Genomic DNA, 17,693 nt, shown 5'->3' on the forward strand with positions numbered 1-17,693 from the left:
TCTACTTGTTGACGGGCGAGGCCGGGTCCAGCAGCAGGGCCATCACGTCCTTGAGCTGCTTCTCGTTGAGGATGGCCATGTGGCCCACGCGCGGCATCTGCGAGCAGGCGTTGTAGGCGCGCGAGTTCCAGAGCTTGCCCCAGGTGTACTCCACGATGGCCTTGCCACCGGCGCTGTTCGGGTCGGTGACACCGCGCAGCTTGCCGTAGTTGTACAGGCTCGGGCCCAGGGTGCCGAAGGAGATCTCTTCCTTGCTGATCTGGTGGCAGTTGTAGCAGTTGCCGCCGTTGGCGTCGCCGGCCTTGTCGGTCCAGGTCATGCCCCGGCCGCTCTGGGCGATCTTCTCGCCCTCTTTCCAGTCGCCGAGGAACTTGCCGTCGCTGGGCCACTTCACGGTCTTCATGTTGGCCGCTTCGATGGCCTTGGCGACGGCCGGGTCGATGGTCTTGCCCGCCACGTCGGCGGCCGCGCACTCGCGGTTGGCGTCGTCCTGCACCAGGCGGTCCACCTTGGCGATGCCGCGGTCCTGGAAGGAGTTCTTGATGATGTCGGCCGCGGCCTTGTCGTACTCGGCGGCCGAAGGCGACACGGTGCACGCGGAGAGCGCGAGGGCCGCCACGGGCAGCAGGGCGAATGCAATGGCTTTGTTCATGGTCGGTGTCTCCGGTTCAGCGCTTGATGGCGGGCACGATGGACTCGGCGGTCTTGGCGTTCACGCCCATGTAGACACCGAGTGCAATGGTGGCGTCGCTGCCGAACTTGGGCTCGGGGAAGCGCTGCTGGCGGAAACAGTCGTTCAGGCGCAGTTGCATGCCCCACATCTGCGAGTTGGACACGCGGTAGGCCGGCCAGGCGGCGAAGCCGATGCCGTCGCCCGGGTTCTTGGTGAGGTTGGGCAGGTCCTGCAGGCGGATGCGCTTGTCGCTCTCACCGTGGCAGGAGGCGCACGAGAAGTCGTGCGTGCCGCCGCGCGTGAAGAACATGCGCTTGCCGGCTTCGTACATCAGCTTTTCCTGCGCGTGCGATTGCGGCAGGTTGAAGCGCATGCCCTTGGAGGCGGTCGCCACGTAGGTGGCCAGGGCCGTCAGGTTCGCCATCTCGCCGCGGCCGAACGGCGTCTTGGCGATCTCGGCACCGTTGAAGCCCTGCAGGGTTTCCATGCAGGTGATCAGGCGGGTCTCCAGGTCCTGCACGCGGCCGGTGTCCTTGAAGAAGCGCGGCATCTCGACGAAGGCGCCCTTGATGACACCGGGGCCCTTGCCCAGGTCGCACTGCTCCAGCGACGCGTTCTTCGGGCCCCGTTTCTGTTTCCAGAGTTCTTCCCCCTTCATCTCGAACAGTTCGGCGGGGTTGCCGTCCTGCAGCATTTCCCGGTATTTCGCGATGCCTTCGGCGGTCGCATCCTGGGCGTGCACGGCGCCAGCAGCCATCAGGCCACCGAGCACCAGCGCGGCTGAAGCAAGCTGGAATTTCATGGGGAGTCTCCTCGTTGTTATCAAAAAAGGCGGTGGGGCGACACTTCCAGAGTCACCGCGGAACCGGCTCCGCCGGGCCGCTGGTGACGCCCCCTGGAGGGGGTCGCGCGAAGCGCGGCGGGGGTGTTATGCGATGACGGCTTCGTCGGTGCGCGTGTCGCCCTTGGTGTCGACCCACTTCACCGTGACCTTGTCGCCCTTGGCGGCGCCCTTGAACTTGAAGGACAGGAAGGGGTTCTGCGCCACCGAGCCGGTGAACAGCGAGCTCAGCACGACCTTGCCGTTGTGCGTGGCTTCCACTTCCTTGATGAAGTGGGCGGGGATGAGGGCACCCGCCGCGTCGCGCCGCGTGCCGGGCTCCATGACGTGGGACATGAGGATGCGAACGGTGGTTTCGTCACCGGCGAGAGCGGCGCGGATGCGCATCGGATCGGCCATGATGGACTCCTGGGGTATCTGTGAATGGGTTGCGAGGGGAAACGTGGGGTTCGGGGGGGCGATCAGCCGCCGCAACCACCCAGCGTGACCTTGGTTTCCTTGGTGGCCGAGTAGAGCTTGCCATCGGCCTTGACCACGGCGATCACGTTGCTGCTCTGGCCCATCTTCAGGCGGGTCTGCACGTCGGCGGCGGTGCCGGCGGGGATGATGAAACCGGCCGACAGCGGCATCGGGTTCTTCTCGACGATCAGGTAGATCTCGGTGGTGTTGGGCAGCTTGCTGGTGGCGCCCACGGGCACCACGGCGCCGTTTTCGGCGATGTCCGGTGCGACCACGGTGACCTGGTCGCTGTTGGCGGGCGTGCCGCCCACGGCCTTGAGCGCCTCGGCCAGGGTCTTCACTTCGAAGCCGGCGCGGTCCACGGCGGCCTGGGCCTGGCTTTGGGTGATGAGACCCAGCGACACGAGCGTGGCGAAGGCCCCGGTGGTCTTGAGGGCGACTCGGCGTGAGTTGTTCATGGGGAGCTCCTGGTGAGAATGAAAAAACGCGGTGAGTTTACTGGGGGGCCCCAGCAAGGATCCAGCCGGCAAGCAGTTTGAGCTCGTCGTCCTTCAGATTCGGTTGTGGGGGCATCGGCACCGGGCCGTAGGCCCCCGAACCACCCGACTTGATGCGCGCCGCCACGGCGTCGAGCGCACCCGCCTGTCCCTTGTGCTTGGCGGCCACGTCCTTGAAGGCCGGGCCCACCAGCTTCTTGTCCACCGCGTGGCAGGCCATGCAGGCGCTCTTGGTCGCCAGCGCCTTGGCGGCAGCGGCGTCCTGGGCGTGGGCACCCGCGCTCCAAAGCGCGCCGGATGCTGCCAGGCACAGCAGGATCGATTTCATGGACATAGCGTACGGTCTCCTTGTCGTGGGGGGAATGGGGTTTACGAGTAAATGCAAATATTAAGAAGCATACCTTCGCTCCCGAAGGCCAGCCCCTGCGACGGCCAATGGCCCCTCACTTCGCGCCGTTGACGATCCATTGCGCGATCGAGCGCGCGTCGGCTTCGCTGAGCTGAGGCTGCGGCGGCATCGGCACCGCGCCATACACGCCCGAACTGCCGCCCTGGATCTTGCCCATCAGGTAGGCCTCGAGGTCGGCCTTGCCCTTGTGCTTGGCCAGAATCTCGGTGAAGCCCGGGCCCACGATCTTGTTGGTCATGCCGTGGCAGGCGGTGCAGCTGTTGGCGCCGAGCAGGGCCTTGGGGTCTTTCACCGCCGGGGCGGCCGCGACCACCACGGCGGCGGGCGCCGGCCCGCTGCCCACCGGCCCCTTGGGCGGCGGCTTGGTGGTGTCGGCGCCGCGCACCGGGCCGATCACGCGGTTCTGCTCCTGGATGTTGCCATGCGCATCGCGCGCGAAGTCGGGCAGCGAGGAGCGGATGGTCGACTCCACCGGGCAGTCCTTCATGCAGGCCACGTTCTTCACGTCGCCCTTGCCTTCGAGCTTCCACAGCGGTTCATGGAACACCATGCCGTTGCGGTTGGGCATGCGCTTCTGCACCTCGGCGATGTTCTGGTCGTTCAGCGTGAAATCGGCCGGCACCACCTCGGCCAGGCTCAGCAGGTAGGCCGTGACGGCGTAGACCTCGTCGGTCTTGAGCGTCTTGGGCGCGTTCCAGGGCATGGCGCGGTTGATGTAGTCCCACAGCGTGGAGAGCGTGGCCACCTTCATCATGGTGGTCTTCTGCGGGAAGATGCTGCCGGGTTCGAGGTTCTTCACGCGGCCGCGCTCGATGTCGGCCTTGGTGGTGCCACCCACGATGGGGGTGAACACCTCGTTCGATTCGCCGAAGCTGCCGTGGCAGGACGCGCACTGCGCCTCCCACACCTGCTCGCCCAGCGCGACGCTGCCGGCGCCCTTGGGCAGGCCCTTGAAGTCGGGGCGCACATCGATGTCCCAGGCCTTCACCTCGGCCTTGGTCGCATCGCGGCCCAGCTCGTGCCAGGGCTTGCCCTGTGCCACGGCAGGGCCGGAGAACCCGATGACGAGCGCAGCGAGGAAAGTTCCAGAAATACCGCGGAACCGGCTTTGCCGGGCCGCAGGTGTTGCCCCCTTGAGGGGGTCGCGCGAAGCGCGGCGGGGGGTCGTCATATCAATACACCTGGACGTTGGAGACTTCGCCGTTTTCGGCGACCCGCCATGACTGGATGGCGTTCTGGTGGTAGATCGAGCGCGTGCCGCGCACGGCGCGCAGCTGGTTGATCTTGGGCTGCACATAACCCGTGCTGTCGATCGCGCGGCTCTGCAGCACGGCGGGCTTGCCGTCCCACACCCAGTCGATGTTGAAACGCGTCAGCGCCTTGGGCAACAGCGGACCTTCCAGCCGCGCGGTGCGCCAGTTGCGCCCGCCGTCGGTGCTCACGTCCACACGCTTGACGGCGCCGCGGCCCGACCAGGCCAGGCCGGTGATGTTGTAGTAACCCTTGTCCAGCAGCGTCTGGCTGCCCGAGGGCGTGGTGATCACGCTCTTGCACTCCTGGATGCCGGTGTACTGCCGGTGCGTGCCGTCGGGCATGTGGTCGATGTAGTGCACCGCCTCGTCCTTGGTGGCCCACTTCTGGTCCCCCACCTCGAGGCGGCGCAGGTACTTCACCCAGCTCACGCCCTGGATGCCCGGCACCACCAGGCGCAGCGGGTAGCCGTTCTCGGGGCGCAGCATCTCGCCGTTCATGGCCCAGGCCACGAGGCAGTCGTCCATCGCGCGGTCGATGTCGATGGTGCGCGTCATCGACGAGCCGTCGGCGCCTTCGGCCAGCACGTACTTGCCGTTCTTCTTGTCGTAGCCGCACATCTCCAGCAGCGTGGAGAGCAGCACACCGGTGAATTCGGAACAGCTCACCATGCCGTGCGTGTACTGCACCGAGGGCAGCGCCACGTTGCCCCACTCCGGCGCGGAGTTGGCGCCGCACTCGATGAAGTGGATGCGCGAGACGCTGGGCAGGCGCATCAGGTCGTCCATGGTGAAGACGCGCTCGCGCTTGACCAGGCCGTTGACCATCAGGCGGTGCTTGGAGGGATCGATGTCCCACCAGCCCTGGTGGTGGCGCTCGAAGTGCAGGCCGCTGGGCGTGATGATGCCGAACAGGCCTTGCAGCGGCGTGAAGCTCACCGAGGCCTGGGGCACGCGCGTGAGGCCCGGGCTCTGGCGGCGCTGCAGGTTGCCTTCCCACTTGCTGGGCAGGCCGTAGCCCAGCGTGGCCACGGGCTGGCCCAGGCCGGTGCTGTGCGCGGGCAGCTTGAGGATGGCGTCTTCGCCTTCGGCGGCCAGGGCGCGCGTGGAGGCGGCGGCGCTGGTCACGGCGCCCGCGCCCATGGCGAGGGCCTTGCCCATGAAGCTGCGGCGCGCCTTGCGCGCCTGCTCCAGCTTCTCGGTGCTCAGGTGGTTTTCCGGGGCGGGCAGAACGCGCCCGATGACGTCACTCAGGTCTGTTGACACGGTGGGATTCCTTGTGGGGTGGGCGATGGCCTGTCGCCTGGGATGAGGGACTATATGAGTGATTGCTGATATTCGGATTAGTATAAACCCGTACCGCTGAGGGTTAACACCGTGAGCACGTCCCTGCCCCGCTGCTAGCATGAACCATCGAAATATGCGTACTTACGGATAGTTAGGCGCCGCAAGGCCTGTCTGCTACATTTTTGGATGCACTTACGTTTCGACACCCCACAGGAGACCACGATGGTGAAAACGATGAAATGGCTGGCGGCGGGCGTGCTCTGCGCCGCCGCCATGGGGGCTCAGGCCCAGGTCAATCAGATCAAGGTGTGGGCCGCGGCCTGCGCCAACTGCCACGGCACCGATGGCCGCGCGCAGCCCGGTGCCATCTCGCTGGCCGGCCAGGGCAAGGACGACCTGCTGCAGAAACTGCTGGACTTCAAGGCCGGCAAGCGGCCCGCGACCATCATGCACCAGCTCGCCAAGGGCTACACCGATGAGCAGCTGGCCGACATCGCCGGTTATTTCGCCGCCCAGAAGAAATAAGGAGCCCCACCATGAAACGCCGTCAATTCGTTCAAACGCTGGGGGCCGGTTCGGCCGTCGCCGGCCTGGGTCTCCTGAATGGCTGCGCCACCACCGGCAGCGGCGCCAAGGTCGTCGTGGTCGGTGGCGGCTACGGTGGCGCCACCGCCGCCAAGTACGTGCGCCTGTTCTCCGACCACTCCATCGACGTGACCCTGGTCGAGCCCAACGCGGCCTTCGTCTCCTGCCCGATCTCCAACCTGGTGCTTGGTGGCCACAAGACCATGGCCGACATCACCACGCCGTACGACAACCTGAGCAAGCGCCACGGCGTGAAGGTGGTGCGCGACATGGTGGCCAGCATCGACCCGGCCAAGCGCACGGTCAAGCTGGCCAGCGGTGGCGAACTGCCCTACGACCGCCTGATCCTCTCGCCCGGCATCGACTTCATGTGGGACACCCTGCCCGGCATGGCCAAACCCGGCGCCACCGACAAGGTGCTGCACGCCTGGAAGGCCGGCCCGCAGACGCTGGCGCTGCGCCGGCAGCTCGAGGCGATGCCCGATGGCGGCGTGTACGCGCTGTCCATCCCGCTGGCGCCCTACCGCTGCCCGCCCGGCCCGTATGAGCGCGCCTGCATGGTGGCGAGCTACTTCAAGAAGGCCAAGCCCAAGAGCAAGGTCGTGATCTTCGATGCCAACGACGACATCACCTCGAAGAAGGGCCTGTTCATGAAGGCCTGGGACGAGCACTACAAGGGCCTGATCGAGTACCGCCCCAAGCACAAGCTGGTGGACGTGGACGCCGCCACCAACACGCTGAAGTTCGAGTTCAACGACGACTTCAAGGCCGGCGTGGCCAACGTGCTGCCCACGCAGCGCGCGGGCGAGATCGCGGTGAAGACCGGCCTGGCCACCGCCAACGCGCGCTGGTGCGAGGTGGACTTCCTGACCTTCGAATCGAAGGCCGCGAAGAACATCCACGTGCTGGGCGACGCGATCCAGATCGCGCCGGGCATGCCCAAGTCGGGCCACATGGCCAACCAGCACGGCAAGACCTGCGCGGCCGCCGTGGTCTCGCTGCTGCAGGGCAAGGAAGCGCCCTCGCTGCCGATCTACGCCAACACCTGCTACAGCTTCGTCACCGCCACCGACGTGGTGCACGTGGCCAGCGTGCACAAGTACGACGCGGCGCAGAAGACCATGCTGACGGTGCCCGGCTCGGGCGGCCTGTCCAGTGCGGCAAGCGAGCTCGAAGGGCAGTACGCCATGGCCTGGGCGCGCAACATCTGGGCCGATTCGCTGGCCTGATCCTCCGCCCCGTGAAAGCCCCGCTCGCGGGGCTTTTTCTTGCCTGTTGTCTGTCGAGGAGTTCCATGAAACGCCGTTCCTTCGCTTCGCTCGCCCTGCTGCCCCTGTTCGCGCGGCCCGCCCTGGCGGCCGAGCGCATCGGGGTGCTGATGCTGCACGGAAAGAACCCGGGCGGCCCGGCCAGCCCTCAATACGGGCCCGTGAAGACGGCGATGGAAAAGCGGGGCTGGCTCGTCTCGCTGCCCGACATGCCCTGGTCGCGCAACCGCTACCTGCAAGGCCACTGGGACGGCGCCATGGCCGAGATCGCCCAGCACGTGAAGGCCCTGCAGGACCAGGGCGCCACGCGCATCGTGCTCATGGGCCACAGCATGGGCGTGCCGGCCGCCATGAGCCATGCCGCGCGCGGCGGCACCGCGCACGCGCTGGTGCTGCTGGCTCCGGGCCACGTGCCGCAGGGCTACTTCACCCTGCCCAGCCTCACGGCGGTGCGCGACAGCATCCAGACCGCACGGGAGCTCGTGGCCGCCGGCAAAGGCGATGAAAGCCAGCGCTTCATGGACATCAACCAGGGCCGGCAACAACCCGTCATCACCACGGCGAAGAACTTCCTCTCGTACTTCGACCCCGAGTCGGACGCCGACATGGGCGTGACCGCACCGAAGCTGCCGCCGGGCCTGCCCGCGCTCACCGCGGTCGGGGAGAAGGACCCCTTGTTCACCCGCGTGCGCGCCTACTACGTCGACAAGCTGCCGGCGAACCCGAAGACCCAGTTGCTGGAGGTTTCGGGCGGCCACCTGGACACGCCCCAGGTGGCGCTCGACCAGGTCATGCAGTGGGTTCCCCAGGCGATCGGGGCCTGAGCCGTATACTTCGTTCCGCGCCGTTGCCGGCGCATCCGCTAGGGGTGTTGCCCCGGGTTTTCCGCCCGGGTGCGACTGAGAGAGTCCCTTTGAACCTCAATGAGACGACTTAGAAGCCGCCTCGATATAGGGACCGAGCACAGGGGGAAGAACAGGGCCATCGGCCCTTTTTTTACGCCTAGCGTTTGCACGATGAACCTGCTTCACCGTAAGTCCCCACCGAGAGGCAATCTCCCGCCACGTCGACTCACCAAGGTGGTATTCCGCGTTGATCAACTCTAGATCCTCGTCGGTAATGACGAGAGGGCGGCCACCCCATGTCACACCGCGTAGGCGCGCAGCAACCTGCCCCGCCACAGCACGCTCACGAATCATTGAACGCTCGAGCTGGGCCACTGCGCCCAGCACCTGGACCATGAATAACCCGATAGGCCCGCTCGTATCCAGCGGCTCAGTAAGCGAGCGAACCGCAGCGCCTGCCTGTTGAACACGATCAAGAATATTCAGCAGATCCTTGAGAGACCGCGCGACACGATCCATCTTGTACACCACCAACACATCACCGCGCCGCAGCACTGCGAGCAACTTGTGTAGCTCAGGCCGTGCGCCAACGGAGCTTGTCTTTTCCTGATAGATGACAACGACCCCATGCGCCTGCAGCGCATCAATTTGGAGGTGTGTTTCCTGATCCCGCGAAGAGACGCGAGCGTAACCATAGAGAGCCATTTTTATCCCTGAAAAGTGCGGAACGATAGCCGCCCTACTCAGGCCCACCGGGCTCGGTGTACAGGCACCAGAACTTGCCAAATCCCCACACGCAATGGCGCGCAACCCGATGCCCCTCAGGCACATGGAAAGCCAGATCCATCGCATCGATCAGCGACATTGGAGGGAGCGAGAGCACACGTGGTCTAGGTGGCTTGAGGCCCTGCGTTGACCCCCAGCGGTTGCGGCCCTCAGGCCCCTCAGCGTGGTCCTTTGTGAGGTACTTCGAGACGTAGCCCGCCAGGCGACACAACGACTCATCAGCACGTCGACCGCGCTCAATGAAGCGACCCCGCTTGCGATGGCCATCGACATCGATGTTGCCCGCGCCCACGATGGCACGCCAGCACCGCCGCAAGTAATCCCACGACCGCACCATGACCTTTCGTGCGTGCTTACCTCGGCCCTCAGGAACCCAAAGGAACACAGGCAGCTTGCGAATGGCCGCATGGGTATGCCACGCACCGCGCTTCTGGCGCTCGAAGGCGAACACACACGCGAAATCAGGGATGTGGGGTGACACCTTGCGCATGAACGCGGCCCAGTCACGGCGCATGCGGTCAAAGTCCTGCATGTTCTCGCCGTACGTGCACGTGAGCAGCGACTGAAACCCCGCATGCTTGATCTTGTGGGTGCACTGCTGCTTAGCGCGTCGGGCACTCTTTTCAAGGGCCAGAAGCCGCTTGCGATCGAGCGCCTCTTGATCCTGCATGGTCCAAATAACCGGCGCATGCCATTCGAAGGGCTTGTCAGCCCACACGTCGGCATCAGCGGGATCATCAGGATCACCCATGGGGCGGTACACCAGCCGAGGCCAGAGCTTGTGTTCGAGCTGACCAGTGCGCTTGCTCTCCCACACCTTGTAGTTCCAGCCGGACTCAAACACCTCACAGTGCAAACCATTCTTGACGACATAGTTCCCCCGAGGGGCGGGCTTGCCATCGTTGCCGATAACCGCATAATTGCTCATGGCACGAAGTTCTGATTCGTTGCTGTCACGACCCCGGATTGGTTCCAGCCAATGCCGGGGTCACTTTTTTGGCCCTACGGGCCGAGGGTTCAAGGTTTCAGGCCTGCGGCTCCTTCAACCGTCGAGATATGCCCTATTGATAAATCTAGCGGCGCTTCGCGCCGCCGCCGTGGGCGGTCGGCCGCTCCGCGCCTTGCGCAGACAGAGATGAACACGGGGCCACCGCTCGGATGAATGTTTGGCCGTGTCCCCGGTGCCGCTGCACCAGTCACGCCAGTCGTTTCACTTGCCGCTGCGCTATGGCATGCCCGTTGCGGGCGCGACACCTGCACCCTGAAAAATCCGGTCCTCACCAGAACCCCGAAGACACCCCCGTTAACCCCGTCGGCGTGCGAGGGGCGTAACGGGGGTGTCTTTTTTTCGGGGTTCCGGCTGCGGCCGGATTTTTCTTTGCTCGCCAACAACCCCACCCCCCGCCCCGCCCCAAGGCGGGGAGCGAGGAAGCGCTGCTGAAGGTATCAACGAAAGCAGCCGCCATGATCGCCAGCAACTTCCTGAAGCACCCCGACGCGCAACTCCGCCAGATGGAGATGGACCTCGCTGGCGTGCCCGATGCGACGGACGAACAGCGCGCCGCCTGGTGGACATGGCTCATGAACGCAACCAAGCACGAAGCACCCGTGAAGCCAGCCGCGCCAGCATGGTGGAAAGCCGCCAAGCGCGCCGCTGCCCAGCTGGCGCAGGCCGTCCGTCGCGCCATCGTGGCGCTCTTCTAGGACGCGGGAACACTGGTCTTCACCGGAGCAGCTGCAGCGCCTGGTGCGCCTGGCTGGCCAGCGGCCGTTTCGAAGTCGAGGAAGATCCCATGCCGCACGATCTGCAGGCAGATCTGTTCGCTGGTGCGGTAGGGCGTGCCGGTCTGCGTGAAGCACTTACAGCCCTTGCCGGTCCACTGGACGCACGCTGCAGGCAGCGGGACCGTCTTGGGGGCCGTCAGAGCGTCGTAGACGGGCGCTGTGTGCTCCAGGCCCTCCACCCTTGGCACGCGCTCCTGCACGTACTCCAGGGCGGTTTTCGGGGCCTGCTGCCCTTGTCCGCCCTTGCCTGGCGCACCGGGGGTGCCCCCGGTGGCCGAACCGGGCTTCGACGTTGCAGCCGCAGGCTTGCCCGTACCGCCGAAAGCCTCGCCAGCAGACAGGCGATTCAAGAAAATGAACCAGGCCACCGCGACGATGGCCATAAACGCCACGGCCAGCAAAATCTTCGGCGGGATATTGAGCTTGTGGGTGTGCACCTCGGCGGACTTGTACCAGCCGAACACTTCCTTCGGATAACGCCGCGTGGTGGACACGCTGTCCTTGCGGGTCTTGTCGCAGTTCTCACGCACCCCCTGCCACTGGTGGACAGTGACGGTGCGCGAGCCGAACTTGCGCATGATGTGCCGGTGCACCTCGATGTCCTTGCGCACGGCCGCATCGAGCTTGCCCGGGTGCTGCGTGATCAGAAAGATATCGTGGCCGTTGTGCCGGTGCGTGGCCGTGCGCGCGACATGCTCAGGCGGCACTTGCCCATTGCCACGCAGAGGGAAATGGTACTGAGCCTCGTCGATCACGATGATCGACCCCGGGGGGCACTCGTACCACTTCGTGGGGTCATCGAGAAGCTTCCACGGCAGCGTAAGCTCCTTGATGCCGTGGTAGTAGACCTCGCGGTTTTCCTTCTTGCGCAGCGCCTCCACGTCGGCGATGGTCAGCAGTGTCTTACCTGCACCAGGCAGGCCAGAGGTCAGCGTGATCATGTGCCGGTCCCTGCAGTGACGCGCATCTTCGTCAGCGAGTCATTGTTGATGCCCCACAGCGCGACCTTCATGGCGAAGGCGCTAAACCAAATCTTCAGGCAAACGCCGACCTTCAACACACCGAGGATGGACACCGTCGTCGGTGGCAGCGTGTTGATCAACGTCATGATCTGGTCGTAGTTCAGATCCAGCAGCGCAGACAGCCCGGTGTAGGTCACATACCCCACCCCCAGCGTGATGAGCGTCTTGACGATCGTACCCACCACGCTACTGGCGATGCCAGCAACGATCCAGCCAACAATCGTCCCTGCAGCGGCGATTGGCAGAGCCATCAGCTACCCCCTCTCAAAACAAAAATAGTCGCACCGAGCAGGCTGAAAATCACCAGCATGTTGCCGAGCATCTGCAGCGAGCCGCAGTGCTCACTCAGCGGAATGACCGTGGAGAAAAAACGCAAATTCACAGGGATGTCGGCCGGGCATGCGGACGACAGCGGGTTGGACTGGTCGAAGGTGCCCAGGTTGACCACCGTAGGGTTGTCGCGCGGGTTCGGGTCTTCCGTGCCAGCCATGACACCCTCGGCATAGGCCTTGATCGCGGGGTCCATGTCGAACACCTCTTTGAACTCGCACAGCTGGTCATTGACCGCTTTGGCTGTCGCGCATTGCACGGCATCGCCAGTGCACTGGAACGAGGCTTGGCAACTGCCGCCGAAGCTGGAACCATCCCCAGCGCCGCATTCCTTCGAGCCCGGATTGCCGGCACAGAACTGGCCCTTGCCTTGCGTGGTGGTGCTGGTGCTGGTCGTGGGCGTGCCGCCGTTGACCGTGGTGGTCGTGGTCGTCGTCGTGGTACAGCTGCCAGCAGCGTTACACGTCGTGGCCTTGCTCTCGCTCTTTTGCGTCGTGGTGCCCGCGCCGTCGTTCGTGGTGTTTGTGGTCGTGGTGCCGCTGGTGGTGCTCGAACACGGCACGTTCACTGCCACGCCGTTGATGGTGCCGGGACACATGCCAGGCGGCGGAGCATCAGGCCAGTTCGTATCCGGTGCGCCCACCGGAGGGGGCGCATCGGGTTCCGGAGAAGGTGTGCACGTTGTGCCACCACCAGAGCCACCGCTGACACCCGAGCCATGGCACACGTACGACCCGCCCGAGCCGCTCGCGCCGCAGATATCCCCCTCCACCGTAGCAGTGCACGAGTAGCCGGCATTGCTCATGCAAATGGTGCGCGTGGACAGCGACGGGTTTGTCGTGGTCCACGAGGCTTTCACCGGCGAGCCGTTGATGCTGGCGCAGTGTTGCTCTTCCGGGGTCTGCTGAACGACGCATGACGCGCCGTTCTCAACATAGCCACTATTGCAGTTGCAGACCGTGCCTGACAGCGTGGAATTCGCAGGGCACGTGCGCACAGGCTGAGAGTACGCAAGGATGGTAGCCGTTGCACCGTTCCACTGGAGGATAGCGGTGCAGTTGCCACCACTCCAACCGTAAGGAGGCCCAACAGCCCCGGGGTTGTAAGTCGCCACCCAGGCGGCAACGGCTGCAGTCGTGGTCGCGTGCCAACCACCATGCCCGGGCTGACCCCCACAGCTGTAGCGCGTCGACTCGGTGGCGGGAAAGGACGCATGAGCATTGAAGCCGCACAGCGCCAGGAGCACAAGGGCAATCAGGCGTTTAAGAAAAGCCATACCGCCCCCAACACACCAACCACGAGATAGATGCCGTACACGTCCGCTTCCACCGCCTTGCTCCTGTGAACCCATTCCATGGGAGCGCACGCGCCCCCACAGGATGGACTCACACCATCACTTCGTCACGCGACGAATCCAGTTGAAGAACACCACCGCCAGGAACACGCCGAAGACCAGCGCACCCATATCCTTCACGTCGGTCTTGTTGGCCGCCACCTCGGCCTCGATGGCCGGATCGAGCGCGGCCAGGGCGTTGGACACCATGACGGAGCCGAGCAGCACCGCAGCGCCGACCTTGGGAGCCACTTTCGCGCCGTAGCGCTTGATTGCGTTGAAGGGTTTCATTTCCATTCCTTTCAGAGAGTCAAACCGCCTGGTTGCCGGACAGGACTCGAATCAGCGCGCGGATACCGAAGCCGGTAAGCCACAAGCTGACGACGAGACCTGACAAGATCGCCCCGTCCGCGGCGGTCAGATTGAACGGGGAGACTTGTTCGAGCTGAAGCGTGACCGTGCAGGCCGACGAGCACTGGACGATCACGGGTTCCATTACTGCGCCGCCTTGATCTTGGGATCGACCAGGGGCAGAAGGCCGACAAGTGCAGCTTCGATACGGCCGTTCTGAAAATTGGTTTTCATGGCGAAGGTCGCGGTGTAGCGACCCGGGCTGACCTTGCCGCGCAGATCGGGCGGGATGTCGAGCACACCGACAGTGTCAACGTTGCCGGCCGCGTCGATCAGGGCCGTCTGCGCCGTGTGAATTTCGTACGGGTTGCCGGTCTTGCGGGACGTGCCCTTTTTGACCTCGTCGAGCTTGAACACGTGGATGGTGGATTGCATGGTGGTTTCCTCGATGGGAGCAGCAAGAGCGCTGCCCAAGTACCTGCGCGCAAGCACTTGGGCAAGGCTCAAACGCAACCCCCGACAGCCGAACACGCGACGTACTGAAGGCACGAGATAGCCACCGCCAGGAGGCAGAAGGCGAGGAAGCCGGCGCCGAGGTCTTCGGGAGTCATGGCTCGCCCATCCGACCGCCGCACTTGGAACAACGAGCAGACGACACATAGGCCTGATGGCCGCACTTGCGGCAAATCAACTGCCGGAGCCACGCGAGAACGTGCCTCATGGATTCACCACGCGGTCAGCCAGATGCAGGGCGATTTCTTGCCAGGCCCGCTCGTTAGGGGTGCCCCCACCCGCCTTCACAGCCCGGGGAGCCCGCAAAGGTCGCGGGGCCGATTCTTGTGACGGGCGGGGACGAAAAGACCGCCTCGCCGCGCGGTACTCCGCATCGCAGACTTGCGCCGGAGTGAGCGCGTCAGAATGCTGGCCAGGAGGAACCACCATGGAACAGTGGATGCAATTCGAGATCGCCATGCGGCGAGAGGTTTTCCAGATGATCGTCCTGGGCGCGATCGCATCGACGATCAGCTTCTTGATCACCATGTACGTCCTGTACATCGTGATCAAGAACGCCGTGAGAGACGGCATCAATGAATCGCGCCTCACGGACAACTGGCGGGGAAGAGTAGCCGCCGCGAAGCGGACTACCCATGACGGTGACACGTTGCCACCGATGCATGCGGATTGACGAACAACAGGGTGCATTGCGGGCTCCTAATGGTGTAAAAATCAACCCAAAAAATTGGGTATCTGATGTTACCCATTTTTTCGAGTAATTACCCAAACAAAAGGGAATCTATGCCATTGAAGTTCGCTATCGAAACCGCAGCCAAGATCGTAGGGAGCCAGCGAGCGCTTGCCGCATTGATCGGCGAGACGGACCAACACATTTCGGACATGAAACGTGGCACCAGGCCATGCACCATCGAGAAGAGGGTGCAGATCGCGGAGATTGCAGGGCTAGACACGACACGCGCCGTGATCGAGGGCCTAATCGCGAAGCTAGACCTTGAAGAGCCGACGCAAGCAGGGGCGGCGACCATGCTCCAGGCGATGCTGGACGCCTTCCCCGAGGAAAAACCTACAATCACAGCCGCACCCCGTCAAAAGGGTGCTGCTGCTAGGGGTGTTGCGACTGACAAGCCGCGACTGAGAAAGTCCCTTCGAACCTGATTGAGGTAATCCTCGCGCAGGGAAGCAGGCCGGATACCGCCGCCGCACCGCGCCGCAGGGCATCCGGCCCAGCCCACCTGCTTCAACACTGCTTGGAGCGTTTCCATGTCGATGAACCCGTCCCCGGCCAACCAGGCCCTGACCCCCGTGCCGCAAGGCAACCGGGTCTTCCACTTCCACGAACACGCCGCCCTCTGGTTCAGCCTGGGCACCGGCCTGCTGGTGATGCAGATCGGCGCCTACCTCGTGCCCGCCGTGGGCACGCGCGACGCGGTCATCGCCATCGTGCTGGGCTCGCTGATCGGCGCCGGCCTGCTGGCCTGGACGGCGCGCCTGGGCTGCCAGACCGGCCTGTCCAGCGCCGGCCTGATGCACGCCACCTACGGCAGCGCCTTCGCGCGCCTGCCGGTGCTGCTCAACATCGCGCAACTCGTCGGCTGGACCACCTTCGAACTGGTCATCATGCAGGAAGGCACGGTCGCCATCCTGAAGCAGGCATTGGGCGCCGAGCCCGGCGGCCTGCTCGACGGCACCGGCGGCAAGCTGCTGGCCACCCTGCTGTGGGGCGGCGTGCTCACCGCGCTCATGGCCGGCTCCATGCTCACGCTGGTGCGCCGCTTCGTGAGCCGCTTCGGCCTGCCGCTGGTGATCGCCTCGCTGGCCTGGCTCACCTGGCAGTTCGGCACGCGCCTGCAGGCGCAGGGCTTCGACGGCTTCTGGAACCGGCCCGGCGCCGGTGGCATGGGCCTGTTCTCCGCCATGGACCTGGTGATCGCGATGCCGGTGTCCTGGCTGCCCCTGGTGGCCGACTACGCGCGCCACGGCAAGCGCACGGCCACCACGCTGGGCGGCACCTGGCTGGGTTATGCGCTGGCCAACATCTGGTGCTACGCGCTGGGTGTGCTGGTGGTCAGCACGGTGGAGCCGGGCACCAACCTCGTGGGCGCGCTGCTGCTCGCGCAGGGCGGTCTGATCGCCCTGGGCCTGATCCTGCTCGACGAAATGGACAACGCCTACGGCGACGCGCACTCGGGCGCGGTCTCGGTGCACAGCCTGCGCCCGCGCTGGAGCATCCGCGCCGCCGGCCTGGGCTTCGCCGTGGTCTGCACCGGCCTGGCGCTGCTGCTGCCCATGCACACGCTGGAGCCCTTCCTGCTGCTGCTCAGCTCGGTGTTCGTGCCGCTCTACGGCGTGATCCTGGGCCGCCTGGGCACCGGCGTGGCCACGGGCCCGGCGCGCACGGTGGACTGGAGCGCCGCCGCGCTGTGGGTGCTGGGCATCGCCTGCTACCACCTGCTCGCGAAGTTCGCGCCGCAGCTCGGGGCGGCCCTGCCCACGCTGGCGCTGACCTTCGTGCTCGCCGCGCTCTCGCGGCCGCGCAATGCCGGCGGGCTCAGCCCGGCACGGGCCTGAACCTCATGCCGCCGCGCCGCTTCCCCTCAGCCCCGGGGCCGCTTGTGCAGCGCGAGCGGCGCGTGGCCGTGGTTGAGCGGCCCGTGGCCGGCACCGGTGTACACATTGGCGCCCATGGCGATGGCCTGCAGGATGTAGCTGCGCGCCTTCGCCACCGCCTGGTCCAGCGGGTTGCCGAGCGCGAGGTAGGCCGCGACGGCCGACGACAGCGTGCAACCGGTGCCGTGCGTGTTGCGGCTCGCGATGCGCGGCGAGGCCAGGCGCTGTGCGGGCCCGTCGCCGCTCACCAGCAGGTCGGCGACCTCGTCGCCCGGCAGGTGACCGCCCTTGAGCAGCACCGCCTTGGCCCCCAGCGCGAGCAGATCGCGCGCGGCGGTTTCGAGTTCATCCGCATGGGCAATCGGCCGGCCCAGCAACAGCGCGGCCTCGTCCAGGTTGGGCGTGACCACCGTGGCCAGCGGGAACAGCTCGTCCACCAGCACCTGCACCGTGTCGGGCGCGATCAGGCGGTCGCCGCTGGTGGCCACCATCACCGGGTCGAGCACCACCTGCTTCACCTCGTAGTGCCGCAGCGCCCAGGCCACGGTGCGCACGATGTCGGGCGCGTGCAGCATGCCGATCTTCACCGCGTCCACCCCGATGTCCTCGAGCACCGCGCTCAGCTGCGCCTTGAGCATCTCGGGCGGCACGCCGTGGATGCCGCTCACGCCCAGCGTGTTCTGCGCGGTCAGCGCGGTGATGGCCGTCATGCCGTAGCAGCCCAGGGCCGCGAAGGTCTTGAGGTCGGCCTGGATGCCGGCGCCCCCGCCGCTGTCGGAGCCGGCGATGGAGAGGACGCGGGTGTAACGTTGCGCTTCGTTGCTCATGGCGCGCATTGTGGCAGCGCCG

General features: G+C 65.4%; 22 protein-coding genes and 1 riboswitch. Of the genes, 6 read left to right on the plus strand and 16 right to left on the minus strand.

Translation table 11 applies throughout. The features are described 5' to 3' along the window. Position 1: 1 nt before the first annotated feature. The 7 genes from soxX to soxC all read right to left on the minus strand — a co-directional run bounded on the left by soxX (position 2) and on the right by soxC (position 5,395). Positions 2-652 (minus strand): sulfur oxidation c-type cytochrome SoxX, encoded by a 651-nt coding sequence (gene soxX / locus ABSY19_RS06520; protein ID WP_291121222.1) that lies wholly within the window; start codon positions 650-652, stop codon positions 2-4. A 16-nt stretch (positions 653-668) separates the two neighbouring features. Beyond that, the gene (soxA, locus tag ABSY19_RS06525) at positions 669-1,475 is read right to left on the minus strand and encodes a sulfur oxidation c-type cytochrome SoxA (RefSeq protein ID WP_382160346.1); all 807 of its coding nucleotides are present in this window, start codon (positions 1,473-1,475) and stop codon (positions 669-671) included. Between the two features lie 126 nt (positions 1,476-1,601). Further along, positions 1,602-1,913 carry a thiosulfate oxidation carrier complex protein SoxZ gene (gene soxZ, locus ABSY19_RS06530; RefSeq protein WP_382160349.1) on the minus strand — a complete coding sequence of 104 codons (312 nt, stop codon included), beginning with the start codon at positions 1,911-1,913 and terminating at the stop codon, positions 1,602-1,604. 62 nt (positions 1,914-1,975) lie between these two features. Next, entirely contained in the window at positions 1,976-2,431 is a 456-nt protein-coding gene (gene soxY / locus ABSY19_RS06535; RefSeq protein WP_291121225.1) for a thiosulfate oxidation carrier protein SoxY, read from the minus strand. A gap of 37 nt (positions 2,432-2,468) precedes the next feature. Next, complete coding sequence (locus ABSY19_RS06540) at positions 2,469-2,798, minus strand: c-type cytochrome (RefSeq protein ID WP_291121227.1); 330 nt, start codon at positions 2,796-2,798, stop codon at positions 2,469-2,471. Between the two features lie 115 nt (positions 2,799-2,913). Next, positions 2,914-3,921 (minus strand): c-type cytochrome, encoded by a 1,008-nt coding sequence (locus tag ABSY19_RS06545; RefSeq protein WP_382160352.1) that lies wholly within the window; start codon positions 3,919-3,921, stop codon positions 2,914-2,916. Between the two features lie 130 nt (positions 3,922-4,051). Further along, complete coding sequence (gene soxC / locus ABSY19_RS06550) at positions 4,052-5,395, minus strand: sulfite dehydrogenase (RefSeq protein WP_382160355.1); 1,344 nt, start codon at positions 5,393-5,395, stop codon at positions 4,052-4,054. Between the two features lie 243 nt (positions 5,396-5,638). On the opposite strand from soxC, the gene ABSY19_RS06555 reads away from it, so the two are divergent. The 3 genes from ABSY19_RS06555 (at position 5,639) to ABSY19_RS06565 (ending at position 8,093) form a co-directional block, all read left to right on the plus strand. Further along, positions 5,639-5,941, plus strand: a complete 303-nt coding sequence (locus tag ABSY19_RS06555; RefSeq protein WP_382160358.1) for a c-type cytochrome — start codon at positions 5,639-5,641, stop codon at positions 5,939-5,941. Between the two features lie 11 nt (positions 5,942-5,952). Beyond that, a complete protein-coding gene (locus ABSY19_RS06560) occupies positions 5,953-7,230 on the plus strand; it encodes an FCSD flavin-binding domain-containing protein (protein ID WP_382160361.1) in 1,278 nt (425 codons plus the stop codon). Positions 7,231-7,295: 65 nt separating this feature from the next. Next, positions 7,296-8,093, plus strand: coding sequence for an alpha/beta fold hydrolase (locus tag ABSY19_RS06565; RefSeq protein WP_382160363.1), 798 nt, complete (start codon positions 7,296-7,298; stop codon positions 8,091-8,093). A gap of 96 nt (positions 8,094-8,189) precedes the next feature. On the opposite strand, the gene ABSY19_RS06570 is transcribed toward ABSY19_RS06565, so the two are convergent. Together ABSY19_RS06570 and ABSY19_RS06575 are read right to left on the minus strand one after the other, a co-directional pair. Then, positions 8,190-8,819 (minus strand): recombinase family protein, encoded by a 630-nt coding sequence (locus ABSY19_RS06570; RefSeq protein ID WP_382160366.1) that lies wholly within the window; start codon positions 8,817-8,819, stop codon positions 8,190-8,192. 34 nt (positions 8,820-8,853) lie between these two features. Continuing rightward, positions 8,854-9,828: a hypothetical protein gene (locus ABSY19_RS06575; RefSeq protein ID WP_382160369.1), complete on the minus strand. Its 975-nt coding sequence runs from the start codon at positions 9,826-9,828 to the stop codon at positions 8,854-8,856. Positions 9,829-10,364: 536 nt separating this feature from the next. On the opposite strand from ABSY19_RS06575, the gene ABSY19_RS06580 reads away from it, so the two are divergent. After that, a complete protein-coding gene (locus ABSY19_RS06580) occupies positions 10,365-10,604 on the plus strand; it encodes a hypothetical protein (RefSeq protein WP_382160372.1) in 240 nt (79 codons plus the stop codon). Here the strand turns inward: ABSY19_RS06580 and ABSY19_RS06585 are convergent. The 6 genes from ABSY19_RS06585 to ABSY19_RS06610 all read right to left on the minus strand — a co-directional run bounded on the left by ABSY19_RS06585 (position 10,601) and on the right by ABSY19_RS06610 (position 14,156). Next, positions 10,601-11,626, minus strand: coding sequence for a zonular occludens toxin domain-containing protein (locus ABSY19_RS06585; RefSeq protein WP_382160375.1), 1,026 nt, complete (start codon positions 11,624-11,626; stop codon positions 10,601-10,603). The genes ABSY19_RS06580 and ABSY19_RS06585 overlap by 4 nt on opposite strands. Beyond that, positions 11,623-11,958 (minus strand): DUF2523 domain-containing protein, encoded by a 336-nt coding sequence (locus ABSY19_RS06590; protein ID WP_382160377.1) that lies wholly within the window; start codon positions 11,956-11,958, stop codon positions 11,623-11,625. Before ABSY19_RS06590 ends, ABSY19_RS06585 begins: the two co-directional genes overlap by 4 nt. Next, a complete protein-coding gene (locus tag ABSY19_RS06595; RefSeq protein WP_382160380.1) occupies positions 11,958-12,635 on the minus strand; it encodes a hypothetical protein in 678 nt (225 codons plus the stop codon). Before ABSY19_RS06595 ends, ABSY19_RS06590 begins: the two co-directional genes overlap by 1 nt. A 795-nt stretch (positions 12,636-13,430) precedes the next feature. Next, entirely contained in the window at positions 13,431-13,661 is a 231-nt protein-coding gene (locus tag ABSY19_RS06600; protein ID WP_382160383.1) for a major capsid protein, read from the minus strand. Between the two features lie 19 nt (positions 13,662-13,680). Continuing rightward, positions 13,681-13,866 carry a hypothetical protein gene (locus ABSY19_RS06605; protein ID WP_382160385.1) on the minus strand — a complete coding sequence of 62 codons (186 nt, stop codon included), beginning with the start codon at positions 13,864-13,866 and terminating at the stop codon, positions 13,681-13,683. Continuing rightward, on the minus strand, positions 13,866-14,156 hold the full coding sequence (locus ABSY19_RS06610) for a hypothetical protein (RefSeq protein ID WP_382160388.1): 291 nt from the start codon (positions 14,154-14,156) through the stop codon (positions 13,866-13,868). The genes ABSY19_RS06605 and ABSY19_RS06610 overlap by 1 nt, the downstream gene beginning before the upstream one ends. Positions 14,157-14,661: 505 nt before the next feature. Here ABSY19_RS06610 and ABSY19_RS06615 point away from each other — a divergent pair. Beyond that, positions 14,662-14,907 carry a hypothetical protein gene (locus ABSY19_RS06615; RefSeq protein WP_382160391.1) on the plus strand — a complete coding sequence of 82 codons (246 nt, stop codon included), beginning with the start codon at positions 14,662-14,664 and terminating at the stop codon, positions 14,905-14,907. A gap of 424 nt (positions 14,908-15,331) precedes the next feature. After that, positions 15,332-15,432: riboswitch (TPP riboswitch) on the plus strand. A 71-nt stretch (positions 15,433-15,503) separates the two neighbouring features. Continuing rightward, positions 15,504-16,805, plus strand: coding sequence for a purine-cytosine permease family protein (locus tag ABSY19_RS06620; RefSeq protein ID WP_382163709.1), 1,302 nt, complete (start codon positions 15,504-15,506; stop codon positions 16,803-16,805). A gap of 26 nt (positions 16,806-16,831) precedes the next feature. On the opposite strand, the gene thiD is transcribed toward ABSY19_RS06620, so the two are convergent. After that, a complete protein-coding gene (gene thiD / locus ABSY19_RS06625) occupies positions 16,832-17,671 on the minus strand; it encodes a bifunctional hydroxymethylpyrimidine kinase/phosphomethylpyrimidine kinase (RefSeq protein ID WP_382160394.1) in 840 nt (279 codons plus the stop codon). Between the last annotated feature and the right edge of the window lie 22 nt (positions 17,672-17,693).

The organism is Hydrogenophaga sp. ANAO-22, from assembly GCF_042466645.1.
Lineage (GTDB): Bacteria > Pseudomonadota > Gammaproteobacteria > Burkholderiales > Burkholderiaceae_C > Hydrogenophaga.